A 17,076-nucleotide genomic window follows, 5' to 3' on the forward strand; every position below is an offset into this window, starting at 1 on the left:
AGCAATCATGCTAGATCAAGAGGTGCTTCAGAAGAGAATAAGCAAGGTATCCCAAGCGATGAAATCGATGAAAAACACAAGCATCAATGAACAATTTCCCATTGGACTGATTGACATTCACCTTTGGGAATGGCCGCAAGGTGTCGGCCTTTATGGTCTGCTTCAGCTCTATGAAGCAACGAAGGATGCCGAGGTGCTGGAATTTCTCGAAGCATGGTACAATGCAAGGCTGATGGAAGGGTTACCGGAAAAAAATGTGAATACCTGCGCTCCGCTCCTTACTTTAATTTCAATATGCGAGCTGACCGGAAACCAGGAATATGAACGTGTCTGTGAAGAATGGAGCAGTTGGATCATGAATGGACTGCTGCGAACCGGAGATGGTGCGTTTCAGCATATGATCACGGGAGATGCCAATGATGGTCAAATACTGATCGATACCTTGTTTATGACGGTGTTATTTTTGGCCAAGGCAGGAGTGTACTTTAAGAAAACAGCATATGTGGAAGAAGCCAAGCGACAGTTCCTTGTGCATATTAAATATCTGTACAATAAAAAAACCGGGCTGTTCTATCATGGCTGGGATTTCAATGGAAATCATAACTACGGAGCTGTTCATTGGGGAAGAGGCAATGCGTGGTATACGGCTGGAGTTATGGATTTCCTGAACATCATCCCGATCGAAGAGGGGTTAAAGGCTTATTTGCTGGATACAGCGACGGCTCAGGTCAGAGCGCTGAGCAAGCTTCAGAGTGAGGATGGGATGTGGCACACCGTACTGGATGATCCGAACTCGTACAAAGAAACCTCCGCAACGGCAGCGATTGGATACGGTATCCTCAAGGGAATCCGGTATGGCTATCTGGATGAGTCCTATCGTCAGACCGGCATGAGGGCGCTTGAAGCGGTGTTGAAGCAAATTGATGATAACGGAGTTGTACAGCTGGTGTCCTACGGAACTCCGGTGGGGCAGGATGCCCAGTTTTACAGAGATATACCGATTAGTCCGATGGGTTATGGACAAGCACTTACGTTGTTCATTTTAATTGAGGGTTTGCATACATCAGCTTCCTGAATAATAAAAGGCGGGCTTGTGTGGAGAATATGGGCATGGTTATGCCTGTGTTCTCCTTTTTGTGTAATTGAGATGTCCTTTATAAATAATAGGAAAATTATAGAAATGATACTATCGATCTGTTAAACTTACATATGGCTGATCGAAAGTGTACATAAATAAAAAATGTAAAAACGAGATAATTCAGAGTCTATGAGAGGAAAAAAGGAGGTGATTCCATTGGTAAACCAATAAAATGAGAAAATCTAAATGTTGATTTAAAAAAGCATGCAGATTTTCTCTCTTATGGATCAATAATTTAGTTTAGAGGAGAATGAACATGCTAAATCAATTAAGTGAATCCATCTATTATCTATCTAACCAAAATGATAAAGAAAGACCGACATTGGGGTTAGTTTGCGGTGATAAATACAGCCTCGTTGTTGACGCTGGAAATTCGGTTCAACATGCAAGGGATTTCTTACATGAGATAGGGAAGTTGAACGTTCCACCTGTTAAATATGTGGTCATCACTCATGCCCATTGGGATCATTTTTTAGGAATGAATGAATACGGAGCTACGATTATTATGAATAGTCTAACTAACCAAAAGATGAATGATTGGCGGAACTATTCTTACGATGACCGCTCTCTTCAGGAGTATGTGGATTCCAAGAAAATGAACACACTGTGCATGGGAACGATACAACATGAAATACCGGACAGAGACACCTTTCAACTAAATTCGCCAGATCTCATTTTTGAAAAATCACTTCATGTGGATTTGGGAAATAAAGTGTGTATTCTGGAAACCATTCGAAGTACACATACGGATGATTCAACCATTGTATATATTCCGGATGAAAAGGTCATTTTTCTGGGCGACAGTGCTTACAACACAACTACAAATTCGCTATATCATATTAAGCAAGACAAGTTATTGCCTATGATTGAGGACATTCAGCAATATGAAGCCGTTCATTTCTTGCTTGGTCATGAGTCGATCTGTGACGTGGAGGAAATGGATACGTTTTGGAGAGAGCTCATCTCAGCCAATGATGCTGTGAAAGGTACATCCTTAGAAGAAGCGATCGAGCGATTTGAGGCAGCCAATGATCGAACAGCAAATGACAATGAGCTATTCTTCTTACAAGGATTCGTAAATGATCAGATATTACAATCAAAAGCAACGGAATAAAAGAACCTCCATGTAAACCCATTTCAATTGATCCATGTGAAATTCTCTGATATACTTTTTGCAGGATATTGGATTGGGGGTTACTCAGATGGCAATGCTGAATTGCTCGTTAGCTAGAAATAACTCATGCAAAGCCTGATCGGGGGCGATACTTTGCGTGGGGCGCGATAGTTTAGATTTTTTCGCCCATACTTAAATATTATCGTTTCTAATAACAGGCTTTGCCCTTATTGATTTTTTTCTACGAAAAATAAGGAGCTGAAAGCTATGAGTACACCATTTATTAGAAACCACCAATATAATTTGATTAAAAGGCAAGCGGAATTTGTTCGCAAAACCGTGCAATCCGCCGCGGATCGCAGGGTCCTGGAAACTGTAAGATTCAGTGCTGCAACAACCATCATTGATGCATTTACGGATTTGACAGAGGATCAGCAGCAAATGCTGGAGCAAATCTCGTCGCTGGAGACAACAGACGATTTTCAACGGTATATGAAAGCATTAGAACCATACCTGGAGTTGTATCCACCGATTACGTTGAAACAAATTCAGAAGTTATTTCCGAAGAACAAAAAGATGAAAATGCCTGATCTAACATCCATTGATTTTCGATATGTAACGTACCTGAGCTGGGTGGATGTTGCGACGAACAAATTATTCGTTGTATATCCGTTCGAAGGACAGTTTATAGGTATTGAGGGAAGAATAACGCCGACACACAAGAAGGGGTACTGCCTATTCTGTAATCGGCACCAAGAGCTTGCATTCTTCACGGTCAAAACCAAGAACGCTTTACCGGATAATTATTCTGCGATTGGTCAATACGTATGCATGAATAACCAAGGATGTAATCACAGCATTACCCATACAGAAGCGCTGGAGAAGTTCATTCTCTCCGTTCGTAAATAAGGTTATTACAAGTAAAGGGCTGCCTGCAAAGGCGGCCTTTTTTTGCATATGCAAACGTTCCTCAAGGGTGTTCAGAAATCATTGGAAAAAGAGGTTAAACATTGTTAACATGTAATCATACTGTGTATACGGAAAAGAGGTGGGAAATTGGAAATTAAAGATCGTCCAAAGATAACAATCCCAAAAACATTACTGGAAAAAACTTTAGATACCACAACCATCATTTTATTTATTATTGGCATTATCTACTGTTTACAACAATGGATGACCTTACCGGATCAGATACCGATTCATTTTAATATGAAGGGAGAGCCTGATGGCTGGGGAGGAAAATGGGGAGTATTGTTGCCTTTAGTCATTGGCCTTATTTTATGGATTGGTCTTTCGCAGCTGGAGAAGTATCCTCATACTTATAATTACCTCAATTTGAATATGGAAAATGCGGAAAGACAATATAAAAATGCACGGCTCATGATTAATCTGATGAAGACGGAGATATCCATATTTTTTATTTATATCAGTTGGATGATCATTGAGTTTTCAAGTGCGGATAAAGTCACTCATCATCATTGGTTGCCCATTGTCATATTCATTATCGTTTTATTTAGTTCCATAGGTTTCTTTATATACAGATCATTTAAGCTTAAATAATGTTTAGTTTATGTTCCGATTCAGTAACAGTAAGTGAAGGCAAAAACTATGAAATCGTGAGGATCTAAAAAATGAATAATCCTGCTGTTAACGATGAATTGAAAATTGTATTTGAAGATCATGAGGAGGATTACCATGCTGTCTGTAGCAATCTGTATCAATACAATTTAAGAGAAACAAATGGTCTGTTAAAGAAACCTGGAAAAAGCATCAATTTATTTCTAAGGAATAAGACAGGCAAAGCCGTAGGTGGGATCTTCTGTGCTACGTACTGCTATACTTTATATATTGATAACTTCTGGATTGATGAAGAATATAGAGGAAAAGGGTATGGGGAATCATTAATCGTGCAAGCAGAGAGCATTGCTGTTAGTGAGGGCTGCAAACTTTCACACACAAGTACATTTTCTTATCAGTCTCCTGAATTTTACAAGAAGATGGGTTATGAAGTGTTTGGAATGATAGATGAATACCCGGAAGGGATTATTCAGTATTTCTTGAAGAAAAGATTGTAGACTTACATAGGAATCTCAGGAACATTATATAACATCTAAAAAGGAGAAATGATATGACTGTCGTTGGAATCTTAGGGACGATTCATAACCAACAATTAAGAGAAAAGTATGGGGCTACTCTTACCCTTTATAGAGATCTGATTACAGAATTCAACCCGGATATCATCTGTGGTGAAGTGCATCCCCTGAGTTGGAAGAAGTATATCAAGGATAAACAGGATAAGGGATATTGGGGGGAGCCAGCCAGTGAGTATTGGGAGCTTATCTTTCCATTATGCGAAGAACGAAATATAGAGTTTGTGCCCATTGACTGGTTTGAATTAGATGTCTGGAATGATTTTGATCCTTTTAACGGCTTCTCAGAAGAGCAGCGTATAGCGCTCGAGAAGATCGATGATGAATGGTTTTCTAAACAAATGAATACACATGATGTTGGATCGATTCCCTTTAATTCGGATGCGTTTGATACGATGACCAAACAAAAATATGAATGGCTGGATCAGATTAATCCAAAAGCAAATAACTTTAGATGGATTGTACGAAATCAGATTATGATTCAACGTGTGAAGAACACATATCATTCGAATCCGGGTAAGAAAATTCTATGTGTTGTGGGAGCGGATCATAATTATATTTTCAAAGAGGAATTGAATAATGAACCTATTGAATTGATATATCCATTACGGTAGTTCAATGAATAGACTATTACCTTTAGGAGGTTTATGCCATGATCAGGTTGTGCAACAGCATGGACACGGATGCCATGGTTGAAATCATTAATGATGCAGCAAAGGCCTACCAGGGTGTAATTCCTGTGGATCGCTATCATGAACCCTATATGCCATTGGAAGAATTGAATCAGGAAATCCGTGATGGCGTTGTATTCTGGGGCTTTGAAGAAAATAATAGATTATGGGGCGTTATGGGAATTCAGGATAAAGGTGATGTTGCTTTAATCAGGCACGCATATGTAAGGACTCATCAACGGGGGAGTGGAATAGGCACCAAGCTGTTGGCTCATCTGGTGGCATCAACCGATAAACCGATATTAATAGGAACCTGGGATTCAGCAGAATGGGCTATCAAATTTTATTTGAAAAATGGCTTTACCCTAGTTTCGTCGGATGAGAAGAAGCGGTTATTAACTCGATACTGGAACGTCCCCGAAAGACAAATCGAGACCTCTGTCGTTTTATGTGACGAGAAATGGAGCGTTGTTGGAATGTAGAACATTTTTTCCGAGGCTTAAGAATCACTAAATGATGAGAGGTGTTTGTATGCTTTATCATTTTAGCGAGGTTTCAGATATCCAAGTTTTTATTCCAAAAGAGAAACAAAATAGAGCTGAATTTCCTGCAGTGGTGTGGGCTATTGATGAAGAGCATGAATATTCATATTACTTTCCAAGAGATTGCCCGAGAATCATTTGCAAAAAGACAGACACGATAAGTGTTGAGAATAAGGAGAAGTTTTTCAAACATTCTAATGCAGAACTCATCGTTACGGTTGAAAGTTCATGGTATCCGAGGATTATGAATCAGATCTTATACAGGTACCATTTCGATGACACCCATTTTGAACTCTTTGATCCAACGGCGGGCTACTACATTTCTGATCAGGTTACCAAGCCTCTACAAATAGACCGCATGGATGGTTTAATGGAGAGATTATTTAAGAAAGGAATAGAACTCCGATTTACTCCAAATCTGTATTCACTGAGAGAGGCGATACTAACATCGGATTTCAAAGAATTTGGAATACATAGATTTAATAATGCAACGAAAGTTTTAGAGTGAACTTGAGTAGCATAGGGGGGATTTCTATACAGTATCCAATAGTAGTATTAGATTTGGATGGAACATTACTCAACACAGATAAACAAATTTCGAAACGAAATTATGAGGCAATGGTGACATGCTCTAAACAAGGGATCAGATTTATTTATGCTACAGCACGTCCACCAAGAGCAGTAAGGTTGCTTTTACCTGAGGAACTGCTCCATAGCGGTTCTTTTATATATTACAATGGAGCCTATATCCACTGCAATTACACTGGTATTCAACAATATGAACACATAGACCCTGCGATCACTGCTGAATTAATAAATTATGGCATGGAGATTAACAATGAACTGGGTTTAAGCCTTGAAGTGGAGGATCAATGGATTAGTTTAAAAGAATATGACTATAGAACGCTTATGAGAGTCAAAGAAAACCCTACTATAAAATCATTAGAAGAGCTCAAAGGTATTGCTGCAACAAAAATACTATTTACGAGATTCAAGGATATAGATTTTCTCAGAGAGAAGTTTGCATCCAGGTTAAATGTTTTGGTTACAGACGGTGGTAATCTTGTTCAAATCTCATCAATCAAAGCCTCCAAAGAAAATGCATTGAGAATTTTATGTAAGGCAATGAAAATAAAACTTGAAGATGTAATGGTTTTTGGTGATGATTTTAATGATATCGGGCTATTTGAAATATGTGGCTGGTCGGTAGCCATGGGTAATGCAATTGAAGAGTTGAAGATTCTCTCGAAAGAGATCACTGATACGAATGATTCTGACGGAGTTGCGAGAGTGTTGGAACGGATGTTGATTTGAATAATTTTGAAATTTGGGATGCACGATATCAATCCGATCATTCCGATAACGAGATGGATGTACTTGCAATGTTATGGTAGTTATCCGGCTTTTTTTACGATACAGAATCTTCTATTTCGTATATAATAGAAATTCATATGAGTCTGTAAAACTACATAACATCGTGAGGTGCACCAATCTTATGCCAACCATCTATGACTTTAGCGTAACCAAAACGAGTGGAGAACGTTTCCCGCTCTATCAATACGAAGGAAAACCTGTACTGATCGTGAATACAGCAAGCAAGTGTAAGTACACACATCAGTTCGACGATATGCAGAAGCTTTATGACCGATATAAGGAGCAAGGCCTTCAGATCATTGGTTTCCCGTGTAACCAGTTTGCCGAGCAAGAGCCGGGAAGCAGCGAAGAGGCGGAGTCCTTTTGTCAGATTAACTATGGCGTGAAATTCCCCATGTTCTCCAAAATGGATGTTAATGGAGAAGCGGCGCATCCGCTGTATGACTTTTTGAAAAAGTCGGGACCTTTTGCAGGTTTTGACGAGTCAGATGTGCAAGCGAAACTGCTGAAGCTGATGGTGGCGGACAAAGCACCGGAATGGTTGCATGGTGATGCAATCAAATGGAACTTCACAAAGTTTCTGATTGATGCCGAAGGGAATGTTGTTAAACGTTTTGAACCTGTTGATCCGATCGACGACATCCAGGCGAGTATTGAACAGCTGCTGTAAATTATCTTTCACAATCCACAGGGCCATGACATGTACCGTACAAACTAACGGTTATGTGCATGGCCCTTTATATTTCAAAGTCTGTCAAGCACTATCCGACATGATGTGAAACGGGTAAAATGGTAAGAAACCTCTCCAGAACAGGAGGTATTTGAACGTGCCAAGTGTAATGCAATTTCGTGATCCACTGGAATATAGCTATCGCTCCACCAGTACGTATGACCCTGGCGCATCGGACGGATTTCACTCGCATCCCCAATATGAGGTGTACTATTTTCATGATGGCGAATGCACCTATCTGATTGGAGATCGAGTATACAACCTCGAACCGGGTGATCTGGTCCTGATGCATGGCATGACCCTTCATCGGCCACATCCCATGCCAGGCAGACCGTATGTGCGAACGACGCTGCACTTCGATCCCTCGGCCATCCGCAGCAGTCTGCACCCGGACCGGGTGAGTGAAGTGTTAAAGCCGTTCGAAGAACTGAGAAACTGCCGAATCAATCTGACGGGCAATATTCGCTCCGAATTTGAAGCCCTGCTGCTGAGTCTGCATCAGCTTACGGTGAATCCGGGGGATTTCAAAGAGGAACGCATGAACGTTCGTTTATGTGACCTGCTATATGTTATAGCTGGAATCTGCCGAGGAAGGGTCGAGGACCACCTTCCCTCTTCCGAGAAGGAGCGGCATGTACAGCATATTATTGGATATGTCGAAACCCATTATATGGAGGACATTGGTCTGGATGATCTGGCAAGTGAGCTTCATCTGTCCAAGCCTTATCTGGCAGGGCTGTTTAAAGAAATGACGGGCAGTACCATTTTTAAATATGTGTATGATCGACGCATTAATCAGGCCAAGCTATTATTTCAGTTCCAGCCGGATATCAGCGTGACAGAAGCCAGCCGGTTGGCCGGGTTCAAACGTTTGTCCCATTTCAGCCGAATGTTTAAACAAAGTGTAGGGTGTACACCTGATCTGTATCGCAGTCGTATACACCGAACGCTTGATTAATGTAGGTTATGGTCAGAGATTATACGCTACACAGCCAGAGGAGGAAGTTTAATCAATGAAATCTGAGCAACCATTCAAGCTTGATTACCGAATTGGATCAGCCGATGCCGATTACAGATCACAATGTCGTCCATCTGCCTTGCTGGAATATATGCAGTTGGCAGCAGACCGTGATTTGGCAGGCATGGGTGTTACCGTATCGCAGATGCTGGATCAGGGACTGGGCTGGATGCTTTTAACGACAGATGTAACGATTTTGCGCCCATCCCGATTGGAAGAAGAAGTCTCCTTGCAGACGTGGCATAAAGAAAATAAAGGGGTGACCTGGTTAAGGGACTATATCCTCACAGATCGAGAGGGAACACATCTGGCTGAGGCTCGCACGGCTTGGGCCTTGGTTGATCTTAAGAGGCGCAGAGTCGTTAGACCATCAGCTTTACCTTTTGAAGTGAAATCGCATCCCGATTTATCTTTGGGAGAATCTCCTGCCAAAGTGACGGTTCCCTCTGAACTCAGCATGCAGGAAGCATATCGTCTGACTGTACAATATAGCAGCACAGACAGTAACGGGCATATGAACAATGCCCGGTATGCTGACGTATGTTGTGATGCATTAACACTAAATGAACTGGCCGCAGGTATGAACCGTCTGCAAATATCATATCATCGGGAGATTCGTATGCAGGAGCAGATGATCGTCGAGCGCTCAGTTGTTACGGACGGAGCTGTATGGGTCCGAGGAAGATTGGCTGAAGAGAATGAGAGTATTGTTTTTGAAGCCAAATTGAGTCTTGGGGATTTCGCTACTCCGCCCGTTGAGGAATTAAATTAACTACCTAAATTTAAATTCGGAGATTGTTGGCTCCCCATACGCCCGAATCTCAATCAACTCTGCGTACCTGCTGCCATTGGTGGCATCGATGTTTACCTTAAGCGCCTGTGCATACACAGGTGTATCTAAGGAATGAATGACTTTTCTTCTGCGGTTTTCCGTTACGTTTATAATCTCGATCCACTCGCCAGACTGAGCGAGTATCTCAACTCGATAATTGCGCACAAGTTCAGGCATGACGCGGAATGTCGTATGATGGTGGTGCAAATTAACCAGATCCTCATTCACATCATCATTGAACGTTAAGTGCAGTTCAGACAAGGTTTGTGACTCTTCCCATGTCAGTTGCACCCATTCCGGCTTGCCAGACTGCATCGGTTGGGACATCCACTGCTGCGGCCCGCCGTAAGGGCGATGATAACCGTTGATCGTTTGATCCGCCGAGTAAGCATCGCTAACGGAAAGAGTACGACAGCAGAATGGCTGACGCGCCAACCCCTGCATGGACCACAAGACGACAGGCTGATCTGTGGCGTGATCCTCCAGATTTTTGGACACATGGTTCTCTTTTGTTCTGAAGAAGATCAGTACGCCGCTGTGTGCTTCCGTGGAATGGTAGAGGGTGACGGCTTCATTCGCCAGGATGATTATAAAAGCATTTTGCGGTTCTTCTGGTCGCCATTCGATCGGAAGCTTCACCCACTGCTTCACCCCTGTTGTAACGTTAACAGTCACCGTAACTTGTAACGTATGCGGGACGTAATTCTCCTTACGCCCCGTATCCCACAGCTCTACCGTCAGCGCGGTATCGCTGGATGCATCCAGCAGCAGCTCCAGGCCGCTAAGCATTGGATGCACAGGCAACAGCAGGGCGGCATCGGTACCCAGCGGGTACGTCTCGCCAGGCTGCTCAAGAGCGATGCCCGTCAGCGTGCTGGAGGCTGTAGCCTTGGCGCGCCGGGCTAGGTCCCGCTCATCGTTGCTGCGCACCCCGATGATGGATGCGTCTTGCCGCAGCAACGTCTGCTGCAGCAACGCAAGATGCCTCGCGTACAGCTCGCGCGGCGAAATCCCCATGGCCGCGCAGAGCGCCGCGCCCGTACCCGCGGCTTCGCCGATGACCGCGCATGTTGCCATGACGCGGGTCGTGCCGAAGGCGACATGCGATGCGCTGATGTCGCGTCCGGCCATGAGCATATTCCGCACATTGGCGGAATATAACGAGCGGAACGGCACGTGATATACGCCGTCGGCATGCATATGCTTCGAACCGCTCGCTTCGGCGTACATGCCCTGCGGGGGATGCAGGTCAATGGACCAGCCGCCAAAGGCAACGGCATCCGGAAACTCCCGCTGGCTGATAATATCGTTCTGGGTGAGTACATAGTCACCCGTGAAGCGGCGGTACTCCCTTTTGCCAGGCAGAGAACCGATCCACTCCAGCGTCATATGCTCTGCATCAAATTTGCCGGAGTTCTTGATATAGTCCCAGATCCCGTAGATTACGGACCACAGCTCATCACGGATTAGCTCATTGTCGTGCACAGTGTCATGTTCACCGCCCCATTCAATCCACCAATAATGACAACCGGAATCCCCGCTGCGAATGACTCGGCGAATCGGAATGCTGGTCTGCGTGATATCCTTGGCAAAAGAAGGGGGGATATAACGGACAGGTGCGCCGGTATCCTTGGTATAGAAGAGAAGTGTGCTGCCGAGCGTGATCTGATCGGCCACCTCCGGTGCCCATTCTTCACCATATTCGCTGCGGGCTTCCCGGCCCAGTGCGAACTTGGCTCCAGCCAGGAAGCCCACCAATCCATCCCCCGTACAGTCCAGATAGATCTGACTCTCAAATCGGATTTTGCGCTCAGAACCCATCATCCACCCGGTAACAGAGGTGATCATGCGCTCCTCTCCATCCCCTGTGGCTTCTACTTCATGTACATCGGTATTCAGGTACAGTCGAATGTTGGATTCTGCTCGAACGGCTTCGAGAATGATTAAGTCCCAGAGATAGGGATTACCCTCCGGATTACGATACTGATTCTCCACAAAAAGTTCTCCCATGATGCCAGTCTCGCGGGCATAGCGGTTAATCCCGTGGGCGGTAGCGCCACAGACCCATACGCGTACTTCGCTGCTGGAATTACCGCCAAGTACAGGACGATTCTGCACCAGAGCGACTTGTTGGCCCAGCCGGGCAGCAGATATGGCAGCACATACGCCAGCAAGCCCGCCCCCGATGACGGTGATATCCGGTTTAACGAGTTCATGCTTCATACAAACACCTCTCTCATGAATATGGATGAGCCTAAGCTTAGATTTCATATTTCATATCTATAATTTCATATTAGTTCTATATATTTACTTTTCAAATACACTATATTATCATCGAGCATATACTTTATTTCATAACAAAGGCAGGTGTGTCATGGAGCTTCTTAATCACATCTACTGGAAGAAGAAAGCTGAATTTGCTCTGGCAGAAGATATCTACGACGCTTGGGTCGTCTTTGCCGTGGAAGAGGGCCTTTTTCGTTACGAGATTGATGGACAGACCGGAGAGGCGGGTTTTGCTGATCTGGTGTTGTGCCCACCCCATGTTCCTTTTCGCAGAGAGACGGTAACCCCGCTGACGTTCCACTATATGCTGTTCCGTTGTGACTCTACAGATGCTGAGAACCTCCTGCCGACAATCGGAAAATCCCTCATTAATGATACGAAGCGTCTTGCTTCTACATATGCCTATCTGCGTCTGGCGAGCGAGGACAACGATGAGGCTACAACAGGGTGGAAAACCCATCTGATGATGGATTTGTGGCGGCTGTACCAATGGGAGCGCAGACAGAGCAGACTAATGGAAACGAAGTTCACGGAGGATGCTCTGATGGCTGAAGCGGCAGTGTTGTTGGAGGAGTGGGCTGGAGAGGCAGTGAGTCTTCGAATGTTGGCCGAACATCTGGCGTTAAGTCCGGTCCAGCTTACCCGAAGGTTCAGGGAGGCCTTTCAAGAGACACCATCCGATTATTTGAAAGCGATTCGTCTCAAAAAGGCAAAAGCCTTGCTGGCAGATAGCCGTCTGACCCTTACGCAGATCGCCGAGAGATGTGGATATGAGAACGGATTTTATCTGAGCCGTGTATTTTCGTCTACCATAGGAATAAGCCCCTCGGAATATCGGAGACGGCATCAAGTGTAAGGTAAGGGTCCCATCGATCCATCCATCATTCAAGTTTTTTAACACCAATAGAACATATCTGTGCATTTCACATGGATGCAGGCAACGAATATCACAAATCCATGCAAATCAATCAACTGCGGCTGTAAATGGCAGGCAGGTGCTATAATGGTGTCATTAATTGTAGGGGAGCGAGCACAAAGGAATGAAGAAGCCACACTGGAAGAGTTGGTTGCCACAGCGGCTCAGGTACCGCCTGTTCGGCGCGTTTGTGGTGTTGATTCTCTTGCCGTTCAGTGCATTGAATGTCTACAATTATCAGCAGATTGAATCGCTAGTCGAGCAGAAAATCAGTGAGCAGAGTCATGAGCAGCTGGTGCAGATGTACCGCTCTCTGGAGGATCAGATGAGCATTGCTTTCAAAACGCTCATTTTTCTGGAACAGGATTCTGCGGTAAGAAGTGTGCTAACTTCCCCGGACAGTCGTACGCCGCTGGAGAACAAGTCACTGGTTGAAGAAAAATTCAAGATGATCAACAATAGTTTCTTCCTATATAATCCTTCCGTGTACTTTACCTTACTGGATTTTTATGATAGCGTTTACACTTCGTATTTGCCCAAAAAAGCACTGGCGTACGGCCCCTATCTGGAACAATTTCGTGAGCGTCTGGGGGAAATAACCATTCCTAAAGGCGGTGTGAATTCACAACCGCTTCAACCGGAAGAACTCTTCTATCGCTGGGATGCACGGGATGCCAACCCTTTGCTCAGAGAGTTATCCTCCAGTCCGTATCTGCTGTCGCTGTATGCTTACATGAAAGATAGCGGCGGCAAGCGATACGGACTGGCACGAATTAGCATCGATTATTCCTACTGGTTTCAAACCATGCTGAAGGATTCACAGGGTAACCAGGAGTATTACCTTATTACAGGGAGTGGAGAGACTATCGCCCGTTCATCCAAAACAGCTATGCTTTCCCCCGAGGTTACGCGTGAAATAGCTCTTCATCCGTCACAGGCTTATCTGACTGATCCTGCCTCGGATACACTGATTAACTACGTGTACATCGAATCACTGGACTGGTATATGGTGAATCGCATTCCACTTTCCATCCTGTTTACTGAGATATCCGAGCTTAAACAGCGTTACTTTCTGACTTTTTTTGCTTTCACAGGAGCATTTGTAGTGATGGCTTTTATGATTTCGGCGACGTTCACGCGCCCCTTGTCGCACTTACAGAACAAGATGAAGGAGGTTGTCCGCAAAAACCTCAAGATTCGTATTCCCGAAGGACGCAGCCGTGGGGAAGTACTGGAACTGACCCGCACGTTCAATACGATGCTGGATGATGCTAATCAGATGATCAATAGACTCAAGGCGGAGGAACGCCAGAAGGAAGCGGTACATTTTCATATGCTTCTGGCCCAGATGAATCCGCACTTTCTCCTGAACACGTTGAATACAATGAAATGGAGTGCGATACGCAGCGGGAATGAGGAGATCTCCGAGATGTGCGTTTCCTTGGGCAAATTACTGGAGGTCAGCCTGAATTCACAGGTCGAATTGGTATACCTGAAGGATGAGATCGAGTTGGTTCAAGCCTATCTACATATCCAGCGGATTCGTTACCGCGATAGTTTTGAAGTGACTTGTGAATTTGACGATAAGCTGGAATATGCGCTAGTACCCAAGCTTAGCTTGCAGCCACTGGTGGAGAATGCAATTCACCACGGTGTCGGGCCACTGGAGCAGCTAGGTCTGATCCGTATCAGAATTTATAGGCAAGACACAGGAACACTGATGCTGGAGGTGGCAGACAATGGAATCGGAATGGAGGAATCCCGGCGTTTGCAGGTAACCCGGACGCGTCCGGGGATCGGCCTGTCCAACCTTAGGGAACGATTGCGGTTATTGTTCAAAGGCCAAAGTAAACTTGTAGTGATCGATACCGAGCCTGGGACACTAGTGAAGTTCAGCATTCCTTTTTTATTGTCGACGCCTTATGTACAGAAGCGACCAGACTAGCGGACTGAGAGGGGAATCCGGCATGTGGAAAGTATTACTTGTAGAGGATGAGGTATTTGTACGAGAGTCGGTGCGAGAGATCATTTCCTGGGAAGAGCTGGGCTTCACGGTCATCGGAGAATCCGGTAATGGGACCGAAGCACTGGCGATGATCATACGGGATACACCGGATCTGGTGCTGACTGATATTGTCATGCCGGGTATGGATGGTCTTGAATTACTCAAGCAGACGCGCCAGGTCGGGTTGAAAACCAAGTTTGTTATGCTCACCTGTATGGGGGAGTTCGAATATGTACGCCGTGCGATGGAATATGGGGCTTCGAATTATATTCTGAAGCTGTCCATGAGTGTGAATTCATTGCGTGATACACTACGTAAAGTAAGTGCGGAACTGGGAGCTTCGGCTGAAGCCCAGACAGAGACATATGATCATGAAGTGTCGCCTCCCGCACCAATTCTCACATCAACGCCTGCTTCGCCTACATCTTTTACGGTCTCTTCCGCGCCGCCGTCTGAAATCGATCTTCCATTTACACCTGTTCGTGAGCCGGTTGTGAAGCATCCGGAGATTAGCAAAATAATTGAGTATATCGGGCAGCATTACGATCAGGACATTACCGTCAAATCCATGTCACGATATGTGATGATGGGAGAGAATTACGTGAGTGCTTTGTTCAAAAAGAAAACCGGGCATACCTTGATTCACTACTTGCATGGGGTACGGATGGAGAAAGCCGCTGAATACTTGCGTGAAACGGATCTTTCCGTACAGGAGATAGGTTACCGGGTGGGATTCGGAAGCGATAATTATTTCATTAAAATATTCAAGCGTTGGACCGGTTGCACGCCCAGCCAGTACCGCCACCGCTCGTGAGTCACAGGATGAGTAGAAGGAATATGTGTACCGAGTGCTTAGACAAGGAAGGGTAAATCCGTATTTTTGTTCAATTCGAATCATGGATATGTATCTTATGAACCCAGCAAGGTCCCTGCTACGATGTAACGGAAGGTACACTTCAATTCAGGGAGGTCATGTGACCAGATGAGAACGAAAAGAGGATTAACCGGATTGATCGTAGGCGTGCTGATGTTGGGCTTGCTTGCAGGCTGCGTAGGTAAAAATGAGACGAACGGTGCAGATAACGGAGGTGGATCTGCCGCAGGAAAGGTGAAGCTGACCATGTGGGGCGCGGTGCCGCCCGAGAATGGTCCGCAGGAAGTTGTGGATACCTGGAATGCGGAGCATCCTGATATTCAGGTGGAGTATGTGCGGTTTGTGAATGATGATGATGGCAACCTTAAACTGGATACGGCGCTGTCCACCGGGCAAAACGTTGACCTGTATGTCAACTATACCCTCACGAATCTCGATAAACGCATCAAGGGCGGGACAGCACTGGACTTGGGCGAGTTCACCGACTACAACATTGATGAGAAAATGGGTGAAGACGCGGCTTCGTGGAAAGTAGACGGCAAATATTACGGTATGCCGACCAAGAAAAATGCTGCCTTCTTCGCCTTAAATATGAAAGCGCTTGATCAAGTGGGACTGAGCGTACCCACAGCCTGGACTTGGGATGAAGCCCGTGAATATGCGCTCAAGCTGAAGTCCGCTGGGTTCAAGTACGGATTGGTGCAGCATACAGCTTCCTATGTAGACCCGCTCGATTCCGTTCTGGTGAAGAACGGCTATGTTAAGGCAGACGGCACTTCCAACCTTGATGATCCGCTCGTCACCAAATGGCTGGAGACGTTGAATGGAATGATGAAGGAGGATGCAACCACGCCTCCACTCGGCGAACAGCTCACTTCCAAAATGCCGGTGGAGAACATGTTCCTTGGTGGTGAGTCCGCCATGATTAACATTGGGGAATGGCTGATTCGCACATCGAATAACATGACCGAGTTCCCACGGGATTGGAAAATCGCCTTTGCTCCTGTTCCGAGACTGGTTGCACAGGAAGCAGATATGGTGAAGAGCGGAGGACTTGGTGACTTTATCGCGATCAATTCCAAGTCGAAAAATAAAGAAGCCGCATGGGAGTTCCTGAAATGGTACGCCGATGGAGGGATGATGCCGATGGCTGCCGGTGGACGTCTGCCGTCCTCGAATGCGGTTGATCAACAGACGGCCATTGATCATCTGCTCGGTGATTATGCCGATTCGTATGACAAAGAGTCACTGGAATTTGTGTTGTACGGTGACAAGACACCTACATTTGTCCGCAGCATTGCGCAAGAGGTGGTCGATCTGCGTGCACAGGAATATGAAAAGTTCTTCCTTGGTAACCAGACTGCCGAAGTTACGGTACAGAACATGGTCAAACGCCATAATGACTGGCTGAAGCAGAACCAATAGA

At 45.2% G+C, this 17,076-nt stretch carries 17 protein-coding genes; 16 read left to right on the top strand and 1 reads right to left on the bottom strand.

Annotation, left to right across the window (positions count from 1 at the left end; genetic code table 11):
• Positions 1 to 7: 7 nt before the first annotated feature.
• From MHB49_RS13365 to MHB49_RS13420, 12 genes are all read left to right on the top strand, one after another.
• Positions 8 to 1,075: a glycoside hydrolase family 105 protein gene (locus MHB49_RS13365; RefSeq protein WP_405156425.1), complete on the top strand. Its 1,068-nt coding sequence runs from the start codon at positions 8 to 10 to the stop codon at positions 1,073 to 1,075.
• A 319-nt stretch (positions 1,076 to 1,394) separates the two neighbouring features.
• A complete protein-coding gene (locus MHB49_RS13370; protein WP_405156426.1) occupies positions 1,395 to 2,252 on the top strand; it encodes an MBL fold metallo-hydrolase in 858 nt (285 codons plus the stop codon).
• 267 nt (positions 2,253 to 2,519) lie between these two features.
• On the top strand, positions 2,520 to 3,161 hold the full coding sequence (locus MHB49_RS13375; protein ID WP_405156427.1) for a FusB/FusC family EF-G-binding protein: 642 nt from the start codon (positions 2,520 to 2,522) through the stop codon (positions 3,159 to 3,161).
• A 147-nt stretch (positions 3,162 to 3,308) separates the two neighbouring features.
• Positions 3,309 to 3,812: a DUF1648 domain-containing protein gene (locus MHB49_RS13380; protein WP_405156428.1), complete on the top strand. Its 504-nt coding sequence runs from the start codon at positions 3,309 to 3,311 to the stop codon at positions 3,810 to 3,812.
• A 71-nt stretch (positions 3,813 to 3,883) separates the two neighbouring features.
• Positions 3,884 to 4,327, top strand: a complete 444-nt coding sequence (locus MHB49_RS13385) for a GNAT family N-acetyltransferase (RefSeq protein ID WP_405156429.1) — start codon at positions 3,884 to 3,886, stop codon at positions 4,325 to 4,327.
• 53 nt (positions 4,328 to 4,380) lie between these two features.
• The gene (locus MHB49_RS13390; RefSeq protein WP_405156430.1) at positions 4,381 to 5,016 is read left to right on the top strand and encodes a hypothetical protein; all 636 of its coding nucleotides are present in this window, start codon (positions 4,381 to 4,383) and stop codon (positions 5,014 to 5,016) included.
• Between the two features lie 38 nt (positions 5,017 to 5,054).
• A complete protein-coding gene (locus tag MHB49_RS13395) occupies positions 5,055 to 5,555 on the top strand; it encodes a GNAT family N-acetyltransferase (protein ID WP_247902330.1) in 501 nt (166 codons plus the stop codon).
• A 49-nt stretch (positions 5,556 to 5,604) separates the two neighbouring features.
• On the top strand, positions 5,605 to 6,123 hold the full coding sequence (locus tag MHB49_RS13400; RefSeq protein WP_405156431.1) for a DUF6886 family protein: 519 nt from the start codon (positions 5,605 to 5,607) through the stop codon (positions 6,121 to 6,123).
• The gene (locus MHB49_RS13405; RefSeq protein ID WP_405156432.1) at positions 6,120 to 6,929 is read left to right on the top strand and encodes an HAD family hydrolase; all 810 of its coding nucleotides are present in this window, start codon (positions 6,120 to 6,122) and stop codon (positions 6,927 to 6,929) included. Before MHB49_RS13400 ends, MHB49_RS13405 begins: the two co-directional genes overlap by 4 nt.
• A gap of 181 nt (positions 6,930 to 7,110) precedes the next feature.
• Positions 7,111 to 7,659, top strand: a complete 549-nt coding sequence (locus tag MHB49_RS13410) for a glutathione peroxidase (protein WP_247902333.1) — start codon at positions 7,111 to 7,113, stop codon at positions 7,657 to 7,659.
• 157 nt (positions 7,660 to 7,816) lie between these two features.
• A complete protein-coding gene (locus MHB49_RS13415) occupies positions 7,817 to 8,677 on the top strand; it encodes an AraC family transcriptional regulator (RefSeq protein WP_247902334.1) in 861 nt (286 codons plus the stop codon).
• Positions 8,678 to 8,732: 55 nt separating this feature from the next.
• Positions 8,733 to 9,509, top strand: coding sequence for an acyl-[acyl-carrier-protein] thioesterase (locus MHB49_RS13420; protein WP_405156433.1), 777 nt, complete (start codon positions 8,733 to 8,735; stop codon positions 9,507 to 9,509).
• Here MHB49_RS13420 and MHB49_RS13425 read toward each other — a convergent pair whose 3' ends face one another.
• On the bottom strand, positions 9,510 to 11,792 hold the full coding sequence (locus tag MHB49_RS13425; protein WP_405156434.1) for an FAD-dependent oxidoreductase: 2,283 nt from the start codon (positions 11,790 to 11,792) through the stop codon (positions 9,510 to 9,512).
• 151 nt (positions 11,793 to 11,943) lie between these two features.
• Between MHB49_RS13425 and MHB49_RS13430 the strand changes: the two genes are divergently transcribed.
• The 4 genes from MHB49_RS13430 to MHB49_RS13445 all read left to right on the top strand — a co-directional run bounded on the left by MHB49_RS13430 (position 11,944) and on the right by MHB49_RS13445 (position 17,075).
• On the top strand, positions 11,944 to 12,711 hold the full coding sequence (locus MHB49_RS13430; RefSeq protein ID WP_405156435.1) for a helix-turn-helix domain-containing protein: 768 nt from the start codon (positions 11,944 to 11,946) through the stop codon (positions 12,709 to 12,711).
• A 184-nt stretch (positions 12,712 to 12,895) separates the two neighbouring features.
• The gene (locus tag MHB49_RS13435; RefSeq protein ID WP_405156436.1) at positions 12,896 to 14,716 is read left to right on the top strand and encodes a sensor histidine kinase; all 1,821 of its coding nucleotides are present in this window, start codon (positions 12,896 to 12,898) and stop codon (positions 14,714 to 14,716) included.
• 22 nt (positions 14,717 to 14,738) lie between these two features.
• A complete protein-coding gene (locus MHB49_RS13440) occupies positions 14,739 to 15,590 on the top strand; it encodes a helix-turn-helix domain-containing protein (protein ID WP_405156437.1) in 852 nt (283 codons plus the stop codon).
• A 168-nt stretch (positions 15,591 to 15,758) separates the two neighbouring features.
• Entirely contained in the window at positions 15,759 to 17,075 is a 1,317-nt protein-coding gene (locus MHB49_RS13445) for an ABC transporter substrate-binding protein (RefSeq protein WP_405156438.1), read from the top strand.
• Position 17,076 lies beyond the last annotated feature (1 nt).

Source organism: Paenibacillus sp. FSL K6-0108 (assembly GCF_045040695.1).
GTDB classification, from domain to species: domain Bacteria; phylum Bacillota; class Bacilli; order Paenibacillales; family Paenibacillaceae; genus Paenibacillus; species Paenibacillus pabuli_B.